25 protein-coding genes are annotated in these 22,773 nt (G+C 64.4%); 24 read left to right on the forward strand and 1 reads right to left on the reverse strand.

Going from position 1 to position 22,773, the window contains the following annotated elements; genetic code table 11:
• Window positions 1-169: 169 nt before the first annotated feature.
• From K7G82_RS27645 to K7G82_RS27725, 17 genes are all read left to right on the forward strand, one after another.
• Window positions 170-703 (forward strand): hypothetical protein, encoded by a 534-nt coding sequence (locus K7G82_RS27645; protein WP_246623927.1) that lies wholly within the window; start codon window positions 170-172, stop codon window positions 701-703.
• Window positions 704-877: 174 nt separating this feature from the next.
• The gene (locus K7G82_RS27650; protein WP_222993430.1) at window positions 878-1,177 is read left to right on the forward strand and encodes an HNH endonuclease signature motif containing protein; all 300 of its coding nucleotides are present in this window, start codon (window positions 878-880) and stop codon (window positions 1,175-1,177) included.
• A 74-nt stretch (window positions 1,178-1,251) separates the two neighbouring features.
• Window positions 1,252-1,755 carry a hypothetical protein gene (locus tag K7G82_RS27655; protein ID WP_222993431.1) on the forward strand — a complete coding sequence of 168 codons (504 nt, stop codon included), beginning with the start codon at window positions 1,252-1,254 and terminating at the stop codon, window positions 1,753-1,755.
• A 3-nt stretch (window positions 1,756-1,758) separates the two neighbouring features.
• Window positions 1,759-3,432: a terminase large subunit gene (locus tag K7G82_RS27660; RefSeq protein ID WP_222993432.1), complete on the forward strand. Its 1,674-nt coding sequence runs from the start codon at window positions 1,759-1,761 to the stop codon at window positions 3,430-3,432.
• A gap of 16 nt (window positions 3,433-3,448) precedes the next feature.
• Complete coding sequence (locus K7G82_RS27665) at window positions 3,449-4,744, forward strand: phage portal protein (protein ID WP_222993434.1); 1,296 nt, start codon at window positions 3,449-3,451, stop codon at window positions 4,742-4,744.
• Window positions 4,737-5,621, forward strand: coding sequence for a head maturation protease, ClpP-related (locus K7G82_RS27670; RefSeq protein WP_222993436.1), 885 nt, complete (start codon window positions 4,737-4,739; stop codon window positions 5,619-5,621). The genes K7G82_RS27665 and K7G82_RS27670 overlap by 8 nt, the downstream gene beginning before the upstream one ends.
• 16 nt (window positions 5,622-5,637) lie before the next feature.
• Entirely contained in the window at window positions 5,638-6,936 is a 1,299-nt protein-coding gene (locus K7G82_RS27675; protein ID WP_222993438.1) for a phage major capsid protein, read from the forward strand.
• Window positions 6,937-7,002: 66 nt separating this feature from the next.
• On the forward strand, window positions 7,003-7,440 hold the full coding sequence (locus K7G82_RS27680; RefSeq protein ID WP_222993440.1) for a hypothetical protein: 438 nt from the start codon (window positions 7,003-7,005) through the stop codon (window positions 7,438-7,440).
• Window positions 7,441-7,455: 15 nt separating this feature from the next.
• On the forward strand, window positions 7,456-7,998 hold the full coding sequence (locus tag K7G82_RS27685) for a head-tail connector protein (RefSeq protein ID WP_222993442.1): 543 nt from the start codon (window positions 7,456-7,458) through the stop codon (window positions 7,996-7,998).
• 2 nt (window positions 7,999-8,000) lie between these two features.
• Window positions 8,001-8,363 (forward strand): phage head closure protein, encoded by a 363-nt coding sequence (locus K7G82_RS27690; protein WP_222993445.1) that lies wholly within the window; start codon window positions 8,001-8,003, stop codon window positions 8,361-8,363.
• Window positions 8,360-8,950 carry an HK97-gp10 family putative phage morphogenesis protein gene (locus tag K7G82_RS27695; RefSeq protein ID WP_222993447.1) on the forward strand — a complete coding sequence of 197 codons (591 nt, stop codon included), beginning with the start codon at window positions 8,360-8,362 and terminating at the stop codon, window positions 8,948-8,950. The genes K7G82_RS27690 and K7G82_RS27695 overlap by 4 nt, the downstream gene beginning before the upstream one ends.
• Window positions 8,947-10,116: a hypothetical protein gene (locus K7G82_RS27700; protein ID WP_222993449.1), complete on the forward strand. Its 1,170-nt coding sequence runs from the start codon at window positions 8,947-8,949 to the stop codon at window positions 10,114-10,116. The genes K7G82_RS27695 and K7G82_RS27700 overlap by 4 nt, the downstream gene beginning before the upstream one ends.
• On the forward strand, window positions 10,116-10,358 hold the full coding sequence (locus K7G82_RS27705; RefSeq protein WP_222993451.1) for a hypothetical protein: 243 nt from the start codon (window positions 10,116-10,118) through the stop codon (window positions 10,356-10,358). Before K7G82_RS27700 ends, K7G82_RS27705 begins: the two co-directional genes overlap by 1 nt.
• 74 nt (window positions 10,359-10,432) lie before the next feature.
• Window positions 10,433-10,885: a hypothetical protein gene (locus tag K7G82_RS27710; protein ID WP_222993453.1), complete on the forward strand. Its 453-nt coding sequence runs from the start codon at window positions 10,433-10,435 to the stop codon at window positions 10,883-10,885.
• A 49-nt stretch (window positions 10,886-10,934) separates the two neighbouring features.
• Entirely contained in the window at window positions 10,935-11,444 is a 510-nt protein-coding gene (locus K7G82_RS27715) for a hypothetical protein (RefSeq protein WP_222993455.1), read from the forward strand.
• 102 nt (window positions 11,445-11,546) lie between these two features.
• The gene (locus K7G82_RS27720) at window positions 11,547-11,972 is read left to right on the forward strand and encodes a hypothetical protein (protein WP_222993457.1); all 426 of its coding nucleotides are present in this window, start codon (window positions 11,547-11,549) and stop codon (window positions 11,970-11,972) included.
• 35 nt (window positions 11,973-12,007) lie between these two features.
• On the forward strand, window positions 12,008-12,436 hold the full coding sequence (locus K7G82_RS27725) for a hypothetical protein (protein ID WP_222993459.1): 429 nt from the start codon (window positions 12,008-12,010) through the stop codon (window positions 12,434-12,436).
• Here the strand turns inward: K7G82_RS27725 and K7G82_RS27730 are convergent.
• Window positions 12,433-12,708 carry a hypothetical protein gene (locus tag K7G82_RS27730; protein ID WP_222993461.1) on the reverse strand — a complete coding sequence of 92 codons (276 nt, stop codon included), beginning with the start codon at window positions 12,706-12,708 and terminating at the stop codon, window positions 12,433-12,435. The genes K7G82_RS27725 and K7G82_RS27730 overlap by 4 nt on opposite strands.
• A gap of 118 nt (window positions 12,709-12,826) precedes the next feature.
• Between K7G82_RS27730 and K7G82_RS27735 the strand changes: the two genes are divergently transcribed.
• From K7G82_RS27735 to K7G82_RS27765, 7 genes are read left to right on the forward strand one after another with little or no spacing between them, the layout of a single operon-like run.
• Window positions 12,827-18,877 (forward strand): hypothetical protein, encoded by a 6,051-nt coding sequence (locus K7G82_RS27735; protein ID WP_222993463.1) that lies wholly within the window; start codon window positions 12,827-12,829, stop codon window positions 18,875-18,877.
• Window positions 18,874-20,190 (forward strand): hypothetical protein, encoded by a 1,317-nt coding sequence (locus K7G82_RS27740; RefSeq protein ID WP_222993465.1) that lies wholly within the window; start codon window positions 18,874-18,876, stop codon window positions 20,188-20,190. Before K7G82_RS27735 ends, K7G82_RS27740 begins: the two co-directional genes overlap by 4 nt.
• Complete coding sequence (locus K7G82_RS27745; RefSeq protein ID WP_222993468.1) at window positions 20,190-21,068, forward strand: hypothetical protein; 879 nt, start codon at window positions 20,190-20,192, stop codon at window positions 21,066-21,068. The genes K7G82_RS27740 and K7G82_RS27745 overlap by 1 nt, the downstream gene beginning before the upstream one ends.
• Window positions 21,068-21,493, forward strand: a complete 426-nt coding sequence (locus K7G82_RS27750; protein WP_222993470.1) for a hypothetical protein — start codon at window positions 21,068-21,070, stop codon at window positions 21,491-21,493. The genes K7G82_RS27745 and K7G82_RS27750 overlap by 1 nt, the downstream gene beginning before the upstream one ends.
• Window positions 21,494-21,547: 54 nt before the next feature.
• Window positions 21,548-22,084: a TIGR02594 family protein gene (locus K7G82_RS27755; protein ID WP_222993472.1), complete on the forward strand. Its 537-nt coding sequence runs from the start codon at window positions 21,548-21,550 to the stop codon at window positions 22,082-22,084.
• Between the two features lie 43 nt (window positions 22,085-22,127).
• Window positions 22,128-22,328: a hypothetical protein gene (locus K7G82_RS27760; protein WP_222993474.1), complete on the forward strand. Its 201-nt coding sequence runs from the start codon at window positions 22,128-22,130 to the stop codon at window positions 22,326-22,328.
• Window positions 22,291-22,767, forward strand: coding sequence for a hypothetical protein (locus K7G82_RS27765; RefSeq protein WP_222993476.1), 477 nt, complete (start codon window positions 22,291-22,293; stop codon window positions 22,765-22,767). The genes K7G82_RS27760 and K7G82_RS27765 overlap by 38 nt, the downstream gene beginning before the upstream one ends.
• Window positions 22,768-22,773: the final 6 nt, after the last annotated feature.

Consider the following 22,773-nt stretch of genomic DNA (forward strand, 5'->3'; position numbering starts at 1 on the left):
CCTCCCTTCCTCCCTCGCGCTGGCCGAATGAGGGAGGATAGAACGCCACGGGAAGCGCCGATTTCTGCCGTTTAGGGAGGATGGGAGCTTGCGGGAGGCGATTTCCGGCCCCTTGCGTCACATGCGCAGGCGCAGGCGCGCGCACAAGACTTATTGCGGATATGCTCCCATGCTCCCTAAGACTGATCATCCTACTGAAAACATTGATAATGATCCTCCCTTTGATCCTCGCAAGGCTCGGGAGGAAGGGAGGTTCATGTCCTTGGAGGATGTGCAGGGTCGTTTGATCGAGGCTGTCCAGTGCACCTGGCGCATGCCCGACCGTGAGCGCGAATGGCACGCCGTCAAGGCGAGCTGGCCGGACTATCGCCACCATACCGGCTTTGGCGATCACGATGCGTTCGGGCCGCCCAATGCTGCCGCCATGCCCGTCCAGCCGAAGCTGACGCGGAAAGAGATGGCGGAGATGGAAGAGGCGTTCGCTTGGTTGATGGCGGCATCGGAGGATGATCGCCGGCTGATCGCCCTTGCCATTCGCGCGCTCGCCAAGGGCCATGAACGGGTGCCGTGGATGAAGCTGCGGCGCGCGATGGGCGTGAAGCGCGGCGCCGATGGGCTCCGGATGCGATATAGCCGCGCTATGCTCAAGGTGTGCGAGCGTGCGAACCGCCGTTTTGGGCGGAATAGCGTGTCAAGGGGGTAGCATTTGCATAAATTTGCAAATCCTTGCCTGTTCGTATCTCGGCCGATTTGAGCCTATTTAGGGATACGCTTGGGCAGGCCTTGTGACTGACCGGGTGTTCCTCTCCCAACTTCCGCGCCCCGCTCGGCTCCGGCCCGGCGGGGCGCGGCGTTTTCGGGGCATGTGATGGGGCGATTGACCAGCCTTGGCGGACGTGTCGGCGGCTTGCCGTCGCGAGTGCGCCCAGCGCCGAAGATCGCCGATCAGTTCTACAGCTCGCCGGAGTGGCGCGCGTTGGTCCGCCAGATCAAGCGGCAACGCGGCGCCTTCTGCGAGCGGTGCGGCTCGACCAAGGGGTTGATCGCGGATCATATCGTCGAGCGTCGCGATGGTGGCGCGGATCTCGATCCGTCGAACATCGAGCTGCTGTGCGCCGCGCATCACGCGAAGAAAACGGCGGAAGCTCGGCGGCGACGCGCGCTCGGTCGGGTCTGACCGGGGGGAGGGTCAAAACTTCGGAGAGGCGCGCGGACCTGTACCGCGTCCGATCCCACGGAGAGATTTTTTTCATGGCCGACTGGGATTTTGACCTGCTGGGGGATCCGATCCCTGAGGGTCTGGGTCGGCGCGGTCGGCCGCCGCACATCGCGACCGATCAAAATCGCAGCAAAGTCATGCTGTTATTGGCGCAGGGCTGGCCGAACTGGCGCATAGCTCGCGCGATGGGCATCACGGACAAGACACTGGCGAAGTATTATTTCCGGCAGCTCGCGGTTCGCGACGGGGCGCTGGACAAGGTGAAGGCCGGGCACCTGGCGCTGCTTTGGGAGCAAGCCAAGGCCGGCAATGTCTCCGCGCTGAAGGAGATCGGCAAGACGATCGATCGGCTGGACGCGGCGATGTTCGGCGCCGCAGGCAGCGACCAGGCCGACGACAGCGAAGACGAGGCCGATCAGGACGTCGCGCTTCGGGCGTCGCGGATGGGGAAGAAGGCGATGGCGGCGGAAGCTGCTAAGACGGCCGGGCAGGACAGCGACTGGGGTGACGATCTGCTGCCGGGCACCAGACACTAAGTCATGAACCCCTGGTCGACCGCGTGCCTAGACTGGGAACAGCGGCTCACGGAGGGCACCTCGCTGGTGCCGACGCTACCGTTGTTCAAGGAAGAGGCGGCGCGGGCGCTCCGCGTCTTCAAGCGGTTGCGGATCCCCGACGTGATCGGGAAGCCACGGATGGCCGATGCGTGCGGCCCATGGTTCTTCCCGATCGTGGAAGCCTTGCTCGGATCATACGATCCGGAAACGAACCGGCGGATGATTCAGGAGCTGTTCCTGCTCATCCCCAAGGGCAATTCGAAGTCGAGTACCGGTGGCGCGCTGATGCTCACCGCGACGATCGTCAATCGGCGACCGGAAGCGGAGTTCAACATCATCGCACCAACCATCCAGGTTGCGAACATCGCCTTCAAACAGGCGATGAACACGATCCTTTCGGATCCGGAACTGGAGAAGCTGTTCCAGATCCAGCGTCATGTCCGGACGATCACGCACCGGACGCTAGGGACGCAGCTGCAAATCAAAGCAGCTGACACCGATGTGGTTACGGGCGGGAAGCCAGTCGGCACGCTGATCGACGAAACGCACGTGTTCGCCAAGAAGGCGAACGCGGCCGATATCTTCGTCGAACTCCGCGGTGCCCTGGCGAAGCGTCCGGACGGTTTCCTGATCCAGACGACGACGCAATCGAAGGATCCGCCGTCCGGAGTGTTCAAGACCGAGCTGGCGAACGCCCGCGACGTCCGCGACGGCAAGATCGATCTGCCGCTGCTGCCTATCCTCTACGAGTTCCCCGAAAAGGTGCTTGAGGGGCATCTCTGGAAGGAACGGCGCTACTGGCCCATGGTCAATCCGAACCTTGGCCGGTCGGTTGACGAACCCTTCCTAGAGCGCGAGCTGCGCAAGGCCGAACGTGACGGCGCGGAACAGCTCTTGCTCATAGCGTCGCAGCACTTCAACGTCGAGATCGGGCTCCGGCTGCGATCCGACGGTTGGAGAGGCGCCGATTATTGGGAGGGTGCCGCTGATAGGGAGCTTAGCCTCGATCAGCTGCTGGCGCGCTGTGAAGTGGTGGTGGCGGGCGTCGACGGCGGGGGGTTAGATGACCTGTTCGCGCTGTGCATCGCTGGTCGCGAACGCGATACGAACAAGTGGCTCTATTGGGTGCGCGCCTGGGTGCAGCCGGAAGTCATCGGCCTGCGCCCTGAAATCGCCGAACTGCTGCGCGACTTTGTGGATGACGGTGACCTGATCGAGTGCAAGCACGTCGAGCAGGATATCGAGGAAATCGCCGCGATCATCGAACGGGTGAACGACATGGGTCTGTTCCCCGATAAGGCGGCGATCGGGCTCGACCCGCAGGGCGTCGGCGTATTGGTCGATGCGCTCGATGGGATCGGCATCACCGAGGAACAGCGCGTCGCGATCGGGCAGGGTTATCGCCTGTCGTCGGCAGTGTGGTCACTTGAACGGAAGTTGAAAGACAAAGTGGCGGTCCATGGTGGGCAGCCGCTGGCGGCCTGGTGCGTCGGGAACGCGAAGGCAGAGCAAAGGGGTAACGCTGTGGTCATCGACAAGCAGGTTGCCGGAAAGGCGAAAATCGATCCGCTGATCGCGATCTTCAACGCCACGAAGCTGCTGGAGCGCAACCCTGAAGCCGCCGGCATTATCGACGGCGAGTTGATGATCCTCTGATATGCCGGGCAGCGTCATGACAGCAGAGCAGTACCGCCGGAACGGTATCAGCTCGACAGGCAGCGCGCCCTCTGTTTCGACCGGCTATACGCCCATGGCTTCGGTGCCTGATGGCGGTATCCTGATCTCTTCGTCATCGGAACTGGAAGAAGCGCTTCGCACCGGTAGCACGACGGCTTCGGGCGAAGTCGTGAACGCCGAAACGGCGATGCGGGTCGCGACGGTATTCGGGTGTGTGCGGATCCGCAGCAGCGCGGTCGCGACGACGCCGATCAAGTTGATGCGCCGCGTCGATGCGCGGACGCGCGAAGATGCGGACGATCTGGAGCTTTGGTCGGTGCTGACCCGGCGGCCGAACAAGTGGCAGAAACCCGCCGTGTTTAAGCGGATGATGCAGGCGCATGTCTTGCTGCGCGGTAACGCCTATGCGGCGATCGTCCGGGGCGCACTCGGCGGGGTGCAGGCGCTGATCCCGCTCCATCCCGATCGGGTGGACGTGAAACAGCGCGAAGATCTGTCGCTGGAATATACCTGGACCCGGAAGGACGGGCGCCAGGTCAAGTTCGACCAGCGCGATGTCTTGCACCTGCTCAACCTGACGCTGGATGGCGTTCGGGGTGTTACGCCGCTGGCCTATGCCCGAGAGACGATCGGCCAGGCGATCGCCATGGAGCGGCATGGCTCCAACGTGTTCAAGAACGGCGCGCAGGTCAGCGGCGCGCTGACCACAACGCAGAAATTGAGCCCCGAAGCGCGCGACAGGCTTCAGGAATCGGCCGATCGCTATCGCAGCGGCGGCGAGAATGCGGGGCGTATCATCGTGCTGGAGCAAGGGCTCGATTACAAGGCGATTGCGCTCAACCAGGAAGACGCGGAGTGGATCGAGAGCAAGAAGCTGTCGCGCTCCGAAATCTGCATGTTCTTCGGCGTGCCGCCGTCGATGATCGGGGACAATAGCGGATCGGACTCTAATTGGGGCACCGGGCTGGAGCAAAAGGCCACCGCGTTCCGGATCTACTGCCTCGAAGACGATTACGTCATGTGGGAGGAGGCGCTGACCGCCGACTGCGTCGACGATCTGAAGGTCTATGCCCGATTTAACCGCAATGCCGTAGCGCGAGCGGACATGAAGACGCGCTGGGCAAGCTATATCGCGGCACTGCAATGGGGCGTCTACAGCCCCAACGAAGTTCGCGCGCTGGAGGATGAAAACCCCCGCGAGGGCGGCGACATTTACTATCCGCCGCCGAACACCGCCGGAAAGACCGGCCTTGACGACAATGACGACGAAAAGGAACCGAAAGATGCGTAATCATGCCCGCGTCTACGCGATGGCGCGCCCGGCCGCGTTGCCGGTTCCCGGCGACCGCCGCGTTTCCGCTTTCACGAAGCCCGATGTCTTCCAGCGCTGGGGCGAGGACGCCGCCGGCGTCCGGCCGCATGCCGTCGCCCAAGGTGACAATGTCATCACCATGTTCGACGTGATCGGCGAGGATTGGTGGACGGGCGGCGGCATCACCGCGAAAAAGGTTTCCGCCCAGCTGCGCGCGATCGGCGATCGTCCGGTCGAGATCCAGATCAATTCCGCCGGCGGCGACATGTTCGAAGGGATCGCGATCTACAACGTGCTGCGCGAGCATCCGCAGGATATCACGGTGAAGGTGATGGGCATGGCGGCGTCGGCCGCGTCGATCATCGCCATGGCCGGCGACACGATCGAGATCGGCGCGGCCAGCTTCATCATGATCCATAATTGCTGGGTGCTCGCAATCGGCAATCGGCACGACATGGCGGAAACCGCCGAATGGCTGACGCCGTTCGACCAGGCCATGGTGGACGTGTATTCCGCCCGCACCGGCGCCGACGCGAAAGAGGTAGCGCGCTGGATGGACGCGGAAACGTGGATGTCCGGATCCACCGCGATCGAGCGCGGCTTCGCCGATGCGATGCTGGCTGCCGATCAGGTCACGACCGACGACGCGGCGAAATCGAAGGATCGCGAAGTCAACGAGCTGCGCGCTCTAGAGCTGACGCTGGTCGCGGCCGGCCGCAGCCGCACCGAAGCGCGCGCGACCATCAACAAGATCAAGGGCACGCCCGGCGCTGCTCACGATGCCGGCACGCCTGGCGCTGCCGATCCGGGTCTGACCAGCGCCCTCGCTGGTCTGCTCGCCACCCTGAAAAGCTAAAGCCAAGGAGCTTAACATGAAGAAGGTTGCCACCGTCGCGATCATCGCGGCGTCGACGGCGCTCGCCACTATGCCGCGAGCGGTTTCCGCAATGCCGATGGCCAAGTCCGACGATCCGATCGACTTGATCAAAAGCATCCAGACCACGTTCGAGTCGTTCAAGGAAGCCAACGATCAGGCGCTCAAGAGCAAGGTCGATGACGCTGTGCTCAACGAGAAGATCGATAAGATCAACGCCGATCTGACCACCCTGACAAAGGCCCTGGACGCTGCCAACGTCGCGCTCGCCGCTGCAAAGATCGGCGGCGCTCCGGACGGAATCTCGCCCGAAGCGGCAGAACATTCCAGCGTTTTCAATACGTGGTTCCGCAAGGGCGATCGGGCGATCGACGCCGATCTGAAGGATCTGTCGATCAAAGCCGAGCTGACCACCCAGTCCGATCCCGATGGCGGCTATGTCGTGCCGATCGAAATGGAGCGGGGCATCGAGCGCGTTCTGGGTACCGTTTCGGCCATGCGGGGGATGGCCCGCGTCATCCGGATCGGGACCAGCGGTTACAAGAAGCTGGTCAATGTCGGTGGAGCGACCTCGGGCTGGGTTGGCGAGGAAGACGCCCGCCCTGAAACCGATACGCCGACCCTGCGCGAAATCGCGATCAACACCGGGGAAATCTATGCCAACCCGGCCGCGACCCAGACCCTGCTGGACGATGCGATGATCGATATCGCCGAATGGTTGGCGGAAGAGGTATCGATTGAGTTCGCCGAGCAAGAGGGTGAAGCCTTCATTCTCGGCAACGGCAACAAGAAGCCGCGTGGCATCTTGGCTTACGATGCCGTCGCGAACGCTTCCCATGTGTGGGGTAAGCTCGGCTTCGTGAAGACGGGGGGAGCATCCGGCTTCGCGGCAAGCGATCCGGCCGATGCGCTGATCGATCTCTATTACTCGCTCAAGAAGGGGTATCGGAACAATGCGTCGTTCCTGACCAGCGATGCCGTGCTGGGCACGATGCGGAAATGGAAAGATGGCGAGGGCAACTATCTTTGGTCGCCCCCTTCGGCTGTCGCGGAAGTCGGCTCGATCCTGGGTAAACCGATCGAAACGGACGATAACATGCCCGGCCTGGGTGCCGGCAATCTTCCGGTCGCATTCGGTGACTTCAAGCGCGGCTACACCATCGTCGATCGCATTGGCACGCGGGTGCTTCGTGACCCCTATACCAACAAGCCGTTCGTGCACTTCTATACCACGAAGCGCGTCGGCGGTGGGGTGACCAACTTCGAAGCGATCAAGCTTCTGAAGTGCTCCGCCTGATCGATTGATCGCAATCCGGCGGCGGGGGTGGCCCGCCGCCGTGACATTTTCTCGAAAGGACAGACAATGCGCGATCTGCATTCGCACATCGCCGCCGCGCTTGTGGAAGCGGCGGCCCTGAGTGCCGACAACACCCCTGTCGCGATCGACCTGCAGGGCTTCAACTCGGCCGAAATCCTGCTGCTGATCGGTATCGGCGGGATCACGTTCACCGGCTCCAACAAGATCGAATTCAAGCTGACGCACAGCGATGACGACGTGACCTATGATCCCGTCGAAATCGGGGATGTGCTCGGCCTGGCGTCGGTCGGTTCGGGCGGCATCATCAAGGCGCTGACGTCGGCGCATGCCGCTGCGGCGGCCTATCGCATCGGCTATAAGGGCGGGCGCCGCTATTTGAAGCTGCTGGCCGATTTCAGCGGCACGCACGGCGCCGGCACGCCGATCGGCATGGCCGTGCTCAAGGGCCATCCCGAAAACGGCCCGGTCGCGAACGCGGCCTGATCGATCATGTCGTTCATGCTGATGCCCCTGGCCGTCTCCTATGGGGAGGACGTGCTTTCCCTGGAGGCGGCCAAGGCGCATCTGCGCGTGGACGCCGATGACGATGCGGAAGACGCCGTGATCGGGGCATTTCGCGATGCCGCGATCACGGCCGTCGAGCTTTACACCAAGGTCATGCTGGGTTCCGCGACGCGGACCTGGCAAGGGCGTTTTGCGTCGCGGATGGTGCTTGGCACCGGGCCGGTGACCGAAGTCACGGCGATCTCGTATCTCGATCCCTATGGCGATGCGATTTCGCTTTCGGCCAGCGACTGGCGGCTGGCGCTGGGCGAGCTGGTGCCGGGCATCGGCAAGAGCTGGCCGATGGCGGCACAGGATGACGGCGTGGTGACGGTGACGTTCACCGCCGGCTATTCGGACGAAACGCGGCCGGGCAATCTGGTGCAGGCCGTCAAGCTGATGCTGTCGCATCTGTATGAGAATCGCGGCGACGACGTTTCGGAGCTGTCGCCCGGCGCGCGCGCCTGGTGCGATCTCACGCGGCTGCCGACGATCTGACCATGCGGCCGTTTTCGATCGGCAAGCTGGATCGGCAGATCCAGTTCCAGCGCAAGGCGGTGATCCGCGATCCTCGCCTGGGTGCGATCACGGCCGGCGGCTGGGTGCCGCATGGCGGCAAGCGCTGGGCGAATGTGCAAGAAGTGCTGCCCAGCAAGGCTGAGCAGCTGGAAGACGCGATCAACATGGAATTGCGGCCGGTGCGGATCCGGATGCGGTATCGCACCGATATCACCGGCGACATGCGGATCCTGTATCGTGGGCGGACGCTGGAGATCGTTTCCGGCCCGGTCGAGCTGGGGCGCCGCCAGGGCATCGAGCTGATGGCGCAGGAATATAGCAGCGCCGGAGATCCCGTCTCATGATGGAGATGAAGCTCAACGGCGGGCCGGAGCTGCTGGCGCTGATGGATCAGCTACCCCGCAAGATCGGCCGCAATGCGGTGCGTGGCGGCGTTCGTGCCGGCGCCGGCGTGATCCGCGACCAGGCGAAACAGAATGTGCGGAAGCGCTCCGGCCGCCTTGCGCGGGCGATCAAGCTGAGCAGCCGGGTACAGGGCAGCGTGATATCGGCGAAGGTGATCGTGCGCGGGGCGCATGACTATATCGCGCCCTGGCTGGAATATGGCGTGAAGGCGCACTGGATTGTCGTCGCCGGCGGCGAGCTGGATATCGTCCGCAGCAAGATCCGGTCGCGGAAGCGGGGATCGACGAAGACGCGGACGCGGGATCTGAACAACATGGTTCGCGACGGCAGCCTGGTGATCAACGGCAATTTCGTCGGGCCGTATGTGTATCACCCCGGCCATCCGGCCTATCCGTTCCTGCGGCCGGCGCTGGATACGAAGGCGGCCGAAGCGATCAACGTGTGCGGCCAGTATATCGCACAGCGGCTGAGCTGGGGTTCGCTCCAGGCGCCGGCGCTGGCGGTGACGGAGGAATTCGAACCGTGAGCGGGATTGCCGTGATGCGCGCGCTGCTGCTCGCCAGCGATCCGCTGGTTGCGAAGGTTCCCGCAGATCGCGTCGTCGCTGGTGACTTGCCGAAGGGCACTGTTATCCCGGCAATCACGATTGAGCAGGTCAGTTCGGTGGATCGCCGACCGGTGCGCATGATGCCCGTGCAGCGGGTCACCGATCGGGTGCAGGTGACGGTGCACGCGCAAGATGCCGTCGAGCGGTTGAAGCTGATCGGGCTGGTGCGTCGCGCGGCGGCGGGCAAGCTGGGCGATTTCGACCTGGTCGCGCGCGTATCGGTGCAGACGGACGGCCAAGGGCCGGACTTCACCGGTCCGACCGGCATCAAGATGCGGGCGCAGGATTTCATGGTTTCGTACAATGAGGAAACCAGCGTCGCGGCGGCGCCCGTCCATGACGAGGACGCGCTGGCGCTCTGGGCTCGCCGATCGGTCGCGGCCACCGATGCCGAAATGGCGGCGGATGACGAATATATTCGCGGCCTGAAGGAAGACGGGATCTGGGCGAAGCTGGATCTGCTGAAGATCCGTCCGCAGCGAGACGAACAGGCGGCGCGGCTGGATTATGTGAATGCGGCGTTCGACGACATCGCCGTCAACTCGCCGACCTTCCTTCGCGGGCAGGGTTTCATTGGTGACCAGATCGCCGCCTATCTGGACAGCGGCTTTGACCCGGCAGCGTATCCCTCCGCCAAGTACAAGGCGGCTGACGCGCATCTGGGCGTGTGGCTGGGCACGGACATATCGTCGGGCACACAGTTCGACGTCGGCCACAGCCGCGCCATGATCGCGGGCCGGAACGGTGCGGTCGCGATTGTCCGTTCGAACCAGACGGCGGCGCTCAATGTCGCCTTGGCCGTGCCGACTTCGATAGGTTTCTTCTGCTGGACCCGCCGGGACGCGAACGGTTTCTGGACCGTCAAGGACGATGGCGTGCCGGTCTATAGCGCGCAGGTGGCGGCCGGAATTTCGCTCAACCAGACGCTGCTGAGCCTTGCGGCGCGAACCAGTGGCGGCGTGCCGGCGAACTTCAGTGGCCGCCTTCAGCTGGCGATGATGTCCGGGGCCGGCCTGACCGATCTGGATCTCGCCAATTTCCATGCGCGCACCAAGCGGCGCCTTCAGCTCGCCGGAGCAATCTGATGGCCCTGTGCATCCTCCTGTCGCCCGATCTGGCCCAGGCCGTCACGGTGGCGACCATGGGGCGCGAACATCAACTTCGCCCCGTGAAGATCGCGGCCGGAGATCTCGCCGGATCCTATGTGCTGCCGTTGGGCGTACTTCACGATCCGGCCCATGCCGATCAGCGCGCCGCCCTGTCCGTCTGCCCGATCGAGGACATCGATCCGGCCACGGCCTGGCCGGAAACAAACGAAGCGGCCTGACCGCACCGAAATTGCCGGCTCGCCGGTGATGACCCGCCGCCAGATTCTGGCGGCTTTTTTAATGGAGAAAGCCAATGGGTGTTGAAACCACGGCGGGCACGACGATTTCGATCTGTGCGACGCTTCCCGCAACCTACGACGCCGCCGGGTATGGCGTGCTGCCGTTCATCGAAGCCGGCGAGGTGACCGATCTGGGCAGCTTCGGCCGCGTCTATGCGCTGGTCACTCACCAGCCGATCAAGACGCGCGGAACGAAGAAGCTGAAGGGCAGCTTCAACGAAGGCACCATCCAGCTGACCTATGGCTATGACGCCAGCGACGCCGGCCAGGTCATCATGGAGCAGGCGGTCAATTCGGATGCCGCCTACGCCATCCGCATCGTCAGCCAGTCGGGGAAGGTCTTCTATTTCCTCGCCCTGGTGATGAGCGCGCCAAAGGCCTTCGGCGGCGTCGACAACGTCGTCTCGGTCACGGCGCAGCTTGAGCTGACCACGTCCGACAGCGGCGTCGGCATCGTCGTCGTCTGATCGGCCGCAGCGCCCTTCCCTTTCAATCCGCTCATAGGGAGCAATCGACATGGCAACTGCATTGAGCGCGAGCCTGAGCGTCAGCCTGGCTGGCATCCTCGCGAATATCCTCGACATCGGATCGGCGAACTATCCGATCAACTTCAACCCCAATGTCGTCTTCACCGACGGCGCCGGCGCCGGCCAGGCCAACAAGATCTTCACCGATACGCGCTCGCTCGCGGCTTCGGCATCCGAAGATCTCGACCTGAACGGCACGACGCTGATCGACGCGTTCGGCAATGCGATGGCGATGACCAAGCTGAAGGCGCTGATCGTCTATGCGGCGCCGGGCAACACCAATGACGTTGTCGTGGGTGGCGCATCGAGCAACGGCGTCTTCTCCATGTTCGGTGCGTCCACCGACACGGTGAAGGTGAAGCCCGGCGGCTTCCTGGTGCTCGCCGCGCCCACGGCGGCCGGATACGCGGTGACCGCGGCGACGGCCGATCTGCTCAAGATCGCGAACGGATCGAGCGGATCCGGCGTCACCTACACGATCGTCCTGATCGGCGCCTGACGCCTCCACACCAATCCGGCGCTGAGCCGGTCAACGCGCATCGCCCGTCCTGCTGTCTCGTGGAGGCAGGACGGGCGGTGCACCATCCACGGGAAGACAATCATGAACATTCTGGAAAAAGAGGTTTTGGAAACCGGCACGTTGCATCTGAAGGACGCCGATGGCGATCTGATGTATGACGTGACCAAGGATCCGAAGGGCGAGGAAAGCAAAAAGCCCGTCAATGTGGTGCTCTTTGGCCCCGCGTCGCCGGAGTATGCCAAGGCGAACGCGAAGCGCGGCAGCCGCAACCTGGTACGCGCGCGCAAGGGCAAAAAGGAGCTGTCGGCAGACGAGATCTTCGAAGATGGCGTGCGCTATCTTTGCGACATCACCAGCCATTTCGAAAATCTCGAACTGGGCGACCTGACCGGCGATGCGCTGACCAAGGCGGTCTATTCCAACCGCAAGCTGGGTTTCATCGCTGACCAGGTGCACGCCCATGTGGGCGACTGGGAAAATTTCTCGAAAGCGTCAGCACAGAGCTGACGCTGCATGTTCGGCAGCTGGCATGGCTCAACGCCGTGCCGGCGCCGAAGGCGAAACCGACGCTGAACCCGATCGACGGGGGCGAAGAGGTAAAGCCCGTATCCCGGCTGGCGCGCATGAAGGCGAACGGCATCGCGCCGCCGCTGCCATGGGTGGAGCTGCCCGAGATGGTAGAGCTGCTGATGGAGATCGGCCCGACGATCGCGACAGGCATGGGCGCGGCGCCGATCGGCTGGGATACGATCAGCCACTGGAAGGCGAATACGGGCGGGCTGCTGACGCCATGGGAGGCGCGGACGCTGATCGGCCTGTCCAGCGCGTTTCTCGCCATGGCCGAACAGGCCAAGGATGAGAAATGCCCGGCACCTTGGATCGAGGCGCCGGCCGAACATAATCGGGCGGCGGTCGCGGCGCAGGTGGATGCGGTGCTGGAATCTCTCGCGGCGGCTGCGGTTGAGGGTTAGCGGGGAACGCCGGCTGCTGCGCAGTTGCCGGCTTCGATCGCCTTCCAATGTTGATAGTTGCTCTCGTCTTGGGCCTGCAAATAGGAGGCAGCGACCAACCCCGCGTGCACACATTTATCAACTGCCGTGCCGGAATTGCGGACGATTTCGTACTGTTTGACCGCATCCTCCGCGACCTGCTTTTGAATGTCCGAAAGCTGTTTCTGGGCGAGCTGATCGCATCCAGCCGTTCCGAACAGCACTGTGACGGACAATAGGATACGTCGAAACATTTGCGCCTCCCCCGAAAGGCGGGAGGCTATCTGCCACTGGATTTCGTGTCCAGCGGCACCGTTTTGAACCACAGGCCGTCGGGGGTGACCCGGCAGCCTTTTCTTATGGGGAATGTCGATGGGAGTTCCGGCGGGTTCGCTCGAAATCCAGATCTTCGCGGATATCGCGCGCCTGCAGAGCGACATGAACCAAATGAAGCGCGCAGTGGGCGGAGCGACGGGCGACGCCGCCACCGGCTTCACTCGGCTCAACGGTGCGGCGGGCGCCGCTGCATCCGGCTTCAGCGGCGTCGCGGCGGCGGCCGGTGTCGTCGGTGCGGCGCTCGGCGCGATCGGCCTTGCCTCGTTGGCGGGTGACGCAATCGACGTGAACCGTGAGTTTCAGTCCCTACAGGCCTCGCTGAAAGTCGCCACCGGATCGGTCGGCGCCGCTGCGGCCGAATATAATAAGCTGAAGCAATTCGCGCAGGAAACGCCGTTTGCGGTCGATCAGGCCGTGGAAGCCTTCATCAAGCTCAAGAATCTCGGCCTTGATCCCTCGACTGACGCGTTGCGCAGCTACGGCAACACGTCCGCCAGCATGGGCAAGGACCTGATGCAAATGATCGAGGCCGTCGCCGACGCCTCAACTGGCGAGTTCGAAAGGCTGAAGGAATTCGGCATCAAGGCCGCCCAGGAAGGCGACAAGGTCTCCTTCACGTTCCGAGGTGTCACCACGACGGTCAAGAAATCGTCGGACGAGATCCAAGCCTATCTGCGCGGCATAGGCGATGTGCAGTTCGCGGGCGCGATGGACGCGCAGATGCAGACGCTGAATGGCCAGTTCGCCAATCTGGAAGATGCTGTTACCGCCGCCTTCATCGCCTTTGGTGAAGGCGGATTCAACGATGCACTGGGCGATGCCCTTTCCGCAATGACGGGCGTTGCGGCCGGTGCGGAGGGGACCGCAGCCCAGCTGGGCGCGATAGCGGGCGAGCTGATCCGATCGGCCACCGCGATCGCGCAGGATGTTGCACCGGCATTGTCATGGCTGGTCGACAATTTCGGCAACATCGCGAAGCTTGCCGGTGCTGTTGCCACTGGCTTTGTTACCTATCGCGGTGCCCTGCTCGCATCGGCGGCAGTCCAAACGCTCATGAATGGCAGTCTGGGCATTCATATCGGCCTGCTCGCGACCACTGCGCGGACGTTGGGTATTACCGCCGCTGCGCAGGTAGCGGCGACAGGTGCAATGACCGCGTTTGGCGTTGCCATCCGCGCGGTGATCGCCACGGCCCTAGGGCCGTTGGGTATCGCGTTGGTCGCGGCCGGTGCTGCCTATCTGGCGCTTTCCAAAAAAGTCGACGAGTCGAAATACGCTTCGCAAAGTTTCGCTGCCGGCCAGCAAGGGGTAGCCGACGCCATCGCGATATCACGCAAGGCGATCGAAGATCTCGACACCGCGACCGGCGCTCATATCGCGACATCTGAGGCGGCGACGAGGGCAGCGGAAGCGCGCATCGTGGCCGAAGGGAAAAAGGCTGTAGCCCTCTTCCGAAGCGCGGAGGCCGAACTGGCGAATGCAAAGGCGATCGCGTCAGCAAATGCCAGTTTGCAAGCCAGTATGATGGGTGGTGGCAGCGGCGCGGGTGATTATGATCTTGCAAGGCGCCAAGCGAATGGCATGGGATTCGGTCTTAACGGCCTGCTCAACCGTATCTTTGGGACCGGTGCTGACGCTGTCGGGAAGGCGCAGGCGACGCTCGATGGCACGAAGAAGCGCGTGGTGGCCCTCGATGGGGCACTGCAAGAACTTTATGCCGCTATGGAGCGCGCGAACGGCCGAAAGGTCGAGCAGGCGATAGGCGCCGCTGGTGCTGCCAGCAAAAAGGCCAAGGCCGATGTGGACGCGTTCGTCGCAATTCTCGAAGATCTTGAGCGCGCATCGAACGGCATCGAGCGAGATCTGGAAAGCGCGTTCCGCGAAGATGTGCGGAGCTGGATTTCCAACCAGGTCAAAGAATTCGAGGCAGCGCGTACCGAGTTTGAGGAAGCCAAGGCGCGTTTGGACCAGGTGCAGCGGGAAGACAGTCGGGCCGCGAATGAGGCCGCCACTCGAGCCATGCTGGATGATCTGGCCGAACTGTCCGACGCGGCGAATGACGCCGCCGATACCATGGCGAGCGCGTTCGGGCGCGTCGGCGGGGCGATCGGCGAAGTGGTCGCGCTGCTCGCCGAATATGGCGAGAAACAGGAACTCATCAAAGCGCAGGTGAAGGCCGGCACGATCGACCAGGCGCAGGCCGAAGCGCGGCTGGGCAATCTCCAGCTCGACACGATGGGCCGCACGATGGGCGCGGCCAAATCGCTCTTCAAGGAACACAGCGCCGGATACAAGGCGATGGCGGCTGCGGAAAAAGCGTTCGCGATCGTGCAGCTGGCGAATACCGCCGTGAACATCGCGGCGGGCGCGGCCAAGATGTTCGCGACGCTCGGCCCGTTCGGCTTCCCCGCCGTTGCCGCGATGGTGGCGGTGATGGCCGGGCTGGGCGCGGCCGTGGCCGGCGGCGGGGGTGCGAGCTATCGCCCGCCATCCGCCGAAGAGGTGCAGGCGGCGCAGGGCGCGGGCGGTGTGCTGGGGGACAGCGAGGCGAAATCCGGTTCGATCGCGAACAGCCTGGCGCTGATGCTGAAGAACACGAACAAGGACCTGGAATATACGAACGAGATGGTGCGCAGCCTGCGCGCGATCGAAACCAATATCGGCGCGCTGACAAACCAGCTCGCGCGGCAGCTGGGCGTGACCGGCGGCGATTTCGACACATCGGGTTTCGGTCTCGGCAAAACGACCAAGCTGCCGTTCATGCTGCCGACCGTCATCAACATCCTGGATGACATTCCAATCATCGGCGGGCTGCTTGGCGGCATCGCGAAGGCGCTGTTCGGCACGAAAAAGACGGTCACCCTGCTCGATCAGGGCATCAGCTTCGCGGCACAGACCGTGGAAGACATCATCAACGGCGGCGCGATCGGCCAGATCTACAGCGACATCCAGACCCAGACGAAGAAGAAGTTCCTTGGCATCACCACGTCCAACAAGACGAAGGTGACGACCGAATATGGCGACCTGGACAATGACATGGAGCGCCAGGTTGCGTTGATCATCGGATCGATGCGTGCGGGCATCATCGACGCCGCCGGCATGCTGGGCGTGGAGGGCGCGCAGGCGGCGCTGGACGCATTCTCGGTCAATATCGGCAAGATCTCTATCAAGGATCTGAGCGGGGACGAGATCCGCGAGCAGCTGGAAGCCGTGTTCTCCAAGCTGGGCGACGACATGGCGAACGCCGCCCTGCCCGGCCTGGCCGCATTCCAGAAGGTGGGCGAAGGCACGTTCGAAACGCTTGCGCGGCTGGCCAAGGATTATGCCACGATCGACACCGCCCTGCGCGCGATCGGCATGACCTTCGGCGCGGTGGGCATGGCATCGGTCGCGGCGCGCGAGGATCTGATCGACCTGTTCGGCGGGCTCGACGCCTTTACCGAGCAGACGCAGTTTTTCCGCGAGAATTTCCTGAGCGAAGCCGAACAGATGGCGCCGATCGTATCGGCGGTGTCGGCGGAGATGGCGCGGCTTGGCCATGCCGGCGTAACCACGAAGGACCAGTTCAAGGATCTCGTGCTCGGCCTGGATCTCTCCACCGTAAGTGGGCAGGACATGTATGCTTCGCTGCTCGCCGTGGCGCCCGCGTTCTCGAAGGTGATCGAGTATATGGGCGCGCTCGACGCGGAGCTGGGCGAGACCGGCAAGACGGCTGCGGAGCTGGCCGCCATCGCCAAGCAGGCGCGATCGCTGGACATCCAGCTGATGGACGCGCTGGGCGACAGCGCGGGCGCGCTGGCGGCGCGTCGCGCGGACGAGCTGGCGGCGCTGGACGAGACGCTGCGGGCGAAACAGCTGGAAGTGTGGGCGGCGCTGGACGCTTCGGCGGTGGCGAAGGAACTGGCGGCCGCGACCGAAGCGGCCGCCCAGGCAGCGGCGGCGCTGGCCGACAAGCGGCGCGACATGGACATCCGCATCATGGAGCTGACCGGCGATGCGGTCGGCGCGCTGGCGGCCCGTCGCGCGGACGAGCTGGCGGCGCTGGATCCCAGCCTGCGCGCGTTGCAGGAACGCATTTATGCGCTGGAGGATCTGCGCGCGGCCGAAGAGGCGGCAGCGCAGGCGGCACAGCAGCGCGCGGACGAGGAAGCGGCGGCGCAGGCCGAAGCGCTTCGCCAGGCGCAGGACCTGGCGGCGCAGCGGCGCGCGCTGGAAATCGACCTGATGCGCGCGCTGGGCGATACCGCCGGCGCGACGGCGGCGGCGCGCGCGGACGAGCTGGCGGCGCTGGACGCCAGCCTGCGCGGGCTGAAACTGGCGATCTGGGCGGCGGAGGACGCGGCGGCGGCGCAGCAGGCGCTGGCCGAAGCACAGGCGGAAGCGGCGCGCGTCGCGGAGGAAGCCGCCGCCCAGGCCAAGGCCATCGCGGACAAGCGACGCGATCTGGAGATCCAGTATATGGAGGCGACCGGCGACGCCGCCGGCGCGGCGGCGGCGCGCAGGGCGGACGAGCTGGCGGCGCTGGATCCGCTGTTGCGCGCGCTCCAGCAAGCGGTGTGGACGGCGCAGGATGCGGCAGCGGCGCAGCAGGCGCTGGCGCAGGCGCAGGCCGATGCGGCGGCGATCGCGAAACAGGCGGCGGATCTCAATATCCGGCTGCTCGACGCGCAGGGCCATAGCGAGGCGGCGCTTGCGGCGCGCCGGCAGCAGGAACTGGCCGCGACCGACGCCAGCCTGCACGCCACGTTGCAGGCGATCTATGCCGCCGAAGATCTCGCCAGGGTACAGGCCGCCCAGGCGGAAGCGAACCGCCAGGCGCAGGCATCGCAGGAAGCCGCGATCCGCGAGCAGCAGCAGGCCGCCGAAGAAGCGGCGCGCGCTGCCCAGGCGCTGGCGGACCAGCGCGCGACGATGGAGATCCAGCTGTTGCGCGCGCTGGGCAAGGATACCGAAGCGCTGGCGCGCGAGCGGCAGCGTGAGCTGGCGGCGCTGGATCCGACGCTTCGCGCGCTCCAGCAGCAGATCTGGGCGGCCGAAGACGCGGCGCGCGCGCAGGAAGAGCTGGCGAAGGCGCAAGAGGAAGCCGCCCAGCGCGCCGAGCAGCTGGCCAAGGACCGGAGCGCTCTGGAAATCCGGATCCTGGAGTTGCAGGGCCGCACCGCCGAAGCCACGGCGATGAAGCGCGCACAGGAACTGGCGGCGATGGATGCCAGCCTGCGGCCGTTGCAGCAGCTGATCTATGCGTATGAGGATGCGGAGGTCGCGGCGGCCGAACTGGCCGAACGGCAAAAGGCGGCGGCGGACAAGGTGACGGAAGCGCGCGGCGCCCTGAGCGCGGCCTATGAGCGCGAAAGCGGCGCGCTTCGCGACACGATCGACCGGTTCAAGTCCTTCTCGGCCTCGCTCCGCGAGTTCCGCGGTACGCTGGTGATCGGTGGAGATTCGATCTTCGACCAGTATCGCCGTGCGCAGGCGGAGTTCGTCGATACGGCGGCGCGGGCGCGGCGCGGCGACGAACAGGCGCTTGGCGCGATGGCGGCCGTCGGCAAGTCATTCCTCGACGCCAGCCTGGATCGCGCGTCGTCGCTGGCCGAATATCAGCGGGATGTGGCGCGGGTGGCGCGCGCGACCGACGCGGCGATCGGCGCGGCCGATCGGGAAGTGACGATCGCGGATCAGCAGCTGAGCCAGCTGGAGGCCCTTGTCGCGGGGCAGATCGACACGACCGACGCGGTGCTAAGCGTGGAGGAAGCCATGCTGGCGCTGCTCGACGCGATCGAGGAAGAGGATGCACTTTCGCCCTCGCCCGTCGTTGCGTTGCCGGCGAGCACGCCGGGGCTGTCGGCGCCGGCGCCCAGCGCACCGCAACTCGATGCGCTGGCATCGACGCTGACCGGCCTGCGCGAGGACAATCGCGCGCAGAATGAGGCGATCGCGATAAACACCGCCACGATCGCGCGGCTGCTGAACCGCGTGATCCGCGAGGATGCGATCACCATTCGCAACGAAAGCGACCAGCCGCTGACCGGCGAGGTGACGATCATCAACACCGTGGCGAGCCCGGTGAACACGAAAGAGGTCGCATGAAGCTGATCCCGATCCTGCCGCCGATCAACGATCTGGGGCTGGACAGCACCACGGTTGCTGAAGGTGAGATGGCGAGCGCCTTCAATCCGGCCTGGAATTATACGGCGGGAGAAGGCGCCTCGGTCGGCGTCTATGGCGGGGTCATCACCACCTACATCAGCCTGCACGACGACAACCTCGGCAACTATCCCGCAACGTCGCCCGGCTCGTGGAAGAAAACCGCCTGGACCTACATGGCGCTCACCCCGGACGTTCTGCCTTACTTCGTGTTCAAGGCCGGCGATCGGGTGCTCGACATCGTCAACCACCGGACCATGGAGGCCCTGCAGGGGACGCAAGCGGTCGTGACGATCAGCATCGGCACGCCGGCTGTCGTGTCCTGGGTCGGGCACGATCTGCCCGCCGACACGCCGATCGTCTTCGAAAGCACGGGCATCATGCCCGCCGGGCTGGACGAGTTGGTCGTCTATTATGTCAAGTCGCCGTTGGCGAACAGCTTCAACCTGGCAGCGGCACCCGGCGGCGCTGCGCTCAACACGACGGGCAGCGGCGTAACGGACACGATCACCGCGACCGCCAACCCGACCTTCAACAAGCCGCTTTCGGATATCGATTTTTGGCTTGATCGCGAGCCCTCGAACCGCTGGGCGATGCTCGATAATTCGCCGGGAACGCAGACCACCGCCCCTGAGACCATGAGCTATCGGCTGATCTTCGGCCGGAGCTTCGACACACTGGCATTCCTGAACGTGGACGCGGCCACGATCAGCATTTCGCTCATTGCGGAACAGCTTGAAGATCCGATCGAGCGCAGCTTCATCATGACCGACAATTCCAAGGTCTTCGATCTGTGGGATTATTATTACGAGCCGATCGTCCGCAAGACCGACCTGATCGTCGATGACATCGAACAATATAATTATGACGAGGTCTGGGTCACCGTCGCCGCGCCCGGCGGGATGGCAGCCGTCGGTGCGCTCGTCGTCGGCCAGAGCCAAACGGTCGGGTTGACCGAACAAGGCCTGTCGCTCGGTATTCAGGATTATAGCCGCAAGGCGCGCGACGATTTCGGCAATTTCGCGGTGGTGGAGCGCGGCTACAGCCGGCGCGGCTCCTTCAAGGTCTATCTCGACAATGTCGAGGTTGATCGCGTGCATCACATGCTCGCGCAATACCGCGCGACGGCCGCTCTCTGGAAACCGGACGGCGGCTTCAGCTCGTCCGTGATTTTCGGATTTTACAAGGATTTCAACATCGAGGTCGCATATCCGACGCTGTCGGTCTGCACCCTCGAAATCGAAGGGCTGACCTGATGGCACTACCAACTGTCGATGAACTACCCGAACCGCCGCAGCGCCTTGTCGATGAAAAGGACGCGTTCGTTACCAAGGGCGACGAGTGGAACTTGGCGCTCTACCTCTGGAGCTATCAAATTCAGGCGCTCGTGGCGGCGATGGTCGCGGCCTACACCGCCGACAACTACAACGCGACGAGCACGACCAGCCTTGCGATCGGCACCGGGTCGAAGGTCTTCGCGATCCAGACGCAGAAGATCTTCCAGGTCGGTCAGTTCGCGATCGCCGCCAGCAATGCCGATCCGGCCAATTACATGTATGGGCAGGTGACCGCGCATAACGCCACGACCGGATCGCTGACCATCAATGTCAGCTACACAGGCGGCAGCGGCACGAAGACGGATTGGCGGATCGCCCTGAGCGGCCCGCGCAAGCAGGATGACCGCACGCGTAGGGTTCTCGCAGCGGCGGAATCGAGCACCAGCCCCACGGCGGCGCTGATCACGGATACCAATGGCGACTGGACCTTTCCCGTGGCCAATGGGCAGACCTATCGCGTCCAGATCATTGGTACCTATCAGACCGCAGCGACGGCGACCGGCGGGCGTCTGGCGATCGCGGCCGTTTCCGGCGCGACCGGCACCATCAACGGCTATATGGCGGGCGGGATAAACCACAACGCGGCCGCCACGGCGCTGGCGATGGCGATCGGCGCGTTGCCGGCGGAGCTGGTCACCACCGGCGTGACCACCATCAATACGCCGACGCATATCATCGCCGATTTCGTTTTCGTCTGCACCGGATCCGGATCGCTCGAAATCCGCTGGGGCACCGAAGTGGGGTCTTCCGCCGCGCAGCTCAACGCCGGATCCTTGCTGCTGGTGGATCCGCTGTGATGGACGATGGGGGCATCGTCGATAACGCGGTGCAGATCGCGGCGGGCGGCGCCGGGGCCGGGGGCGGCTTCTATGCGATCCGCTGGTTTTTCCAGTGGATCACCGGCCGCCTCGATCGCCGGCAGGATTTGCTCGACGCGCAGGATCAGCGCGTGGATCGCGAGTGGCAGGCGATCCGCGAAGAGCTCAAGGCCGATAACGACCGGATGAAAGCCCGGCTGGAGGCGATCAGCCGCCAGAACGAGGCGATCCGCTTCGCCTTCCATCATGTCGCGGCGGCGCTAATCCGCATCGATCCGAAAAACCCGGCGCTAATCCAGGCCGAACAGATGCTGGCCAAGGCCTTCCCGGTCGATTTCGGGATGATGCTGGATCGGATCGACGCGGCGGCCGCCGCGAGCGAGCTGGCCAAGACCGACACCTGATCCGGCGCGATCGCGCCGGCACCCGAACAACCAACGAGCAGGAAAGGACGGCCGATGCCGATTCCGAAGAAATACGCGTGGCTGGGCTCCATCGGCACGCTGCCGAAGGTGATCAGCGAGGGGCTGGCGCTGTATGGCACGCTGGAAGCGCCTGGCGCCGCGAACAATCCCGTCATTCTCGGATGGGCGCGCGAAGTGGGCAAGGATGTGGCCGCCGCCTATGGCGCGGACAGCATCCCGTGGTGTGGCCTGTTCGCGGCCGTCGTCGTGAAGCGCGCGGGCAAGCCCGTGATCGCCGGTCCGCTCTGGGCGCGCAACTGGGCGAAGTTCGGCGCGCCCTCGCCCAAGGCGTCGCTTGGCGACGTGCTTGTCTTCGTGCGTGACGGCGGCGGCCATGTGGGCTTCTACATCGCCGAAGATGACCAGGCCTATCATGTGCTGGGCGGCAACCAGTCCGACGCGGTCACCATCACGCGCATCCTGAAATCACGCTGCATCGCGGTTCGCCGTCCACCGATGACGACGCCGCCGGCGAGCATGAAGCCCTACCGCGTCGCCGCGACCGGCGGGCTTTCCACGAACGAAGCCTGATCCGCGCCGGGCGGTTTCCCGGCAACCACGAAAGGAGAATGCCATGCGGGACTTCCTGGCTGGCAAAAAGACCTATCTGACCGTGCTGGCGGCTCTGCTGGCAGTGGTGATCAGCTGGCTCAACGGTGACCTGACCGATGGGCAGGCGATCGGCGCCGGCTTCGCCGCGATCACGGCCGTGTTCCTGCGCAGCGGATCGAAGGCGGATGCCGCCGCCGCCGCGCTCGGCCAGAAGCCGAAATAGCATGTGGGCGAAGCTTGCCGCCGGCGCGGGGATCCTCGCGCTGGCGGCGTTCGCCATATGGATGTTCGGGAATGCCCGTCACGACGCCGGCCGGCTGGCCGAAGCGGCGAAGTGGCAGGCCGAAGTCCGCGTGAGGGATCAGCGCATCGCTGATCTGCGCGTGGAGAATGAGCGCCGCGAGACGGCTTCGGCGGTTCGATACGCCGAACGCCTCGCGGCGATCGATCCGATCATCCTGCGTTCAACCGAAAGAGTGATCCAATATGCGCAGACCCCTGCTGGCCGTGCTGCCTGCCTTGCTGCTGACCGCGTGCGCGGGATCGAAGCGGACGCCGCCGCCCTCTTTCCCGCCTATCCCGCCGGTGCCGATCGACGCGGCGATGCCGTGCGACCGGACACCGCCGCAGGTGCAGCCGGACGGATCGATGACGAGCGCTGACGCGGA

Origin of the sequence: Sphingomonas colocasiae (assembly GCF_019880585.1) — a bacterium.
GTDB classification, from domain to species: Bacteria; Pseudomonadota; Alphaproteobacteria; order Sphingomonadales; family Sphingomonadaceae; genus Sphingobium_A; species Sphingobium_A colocasiae.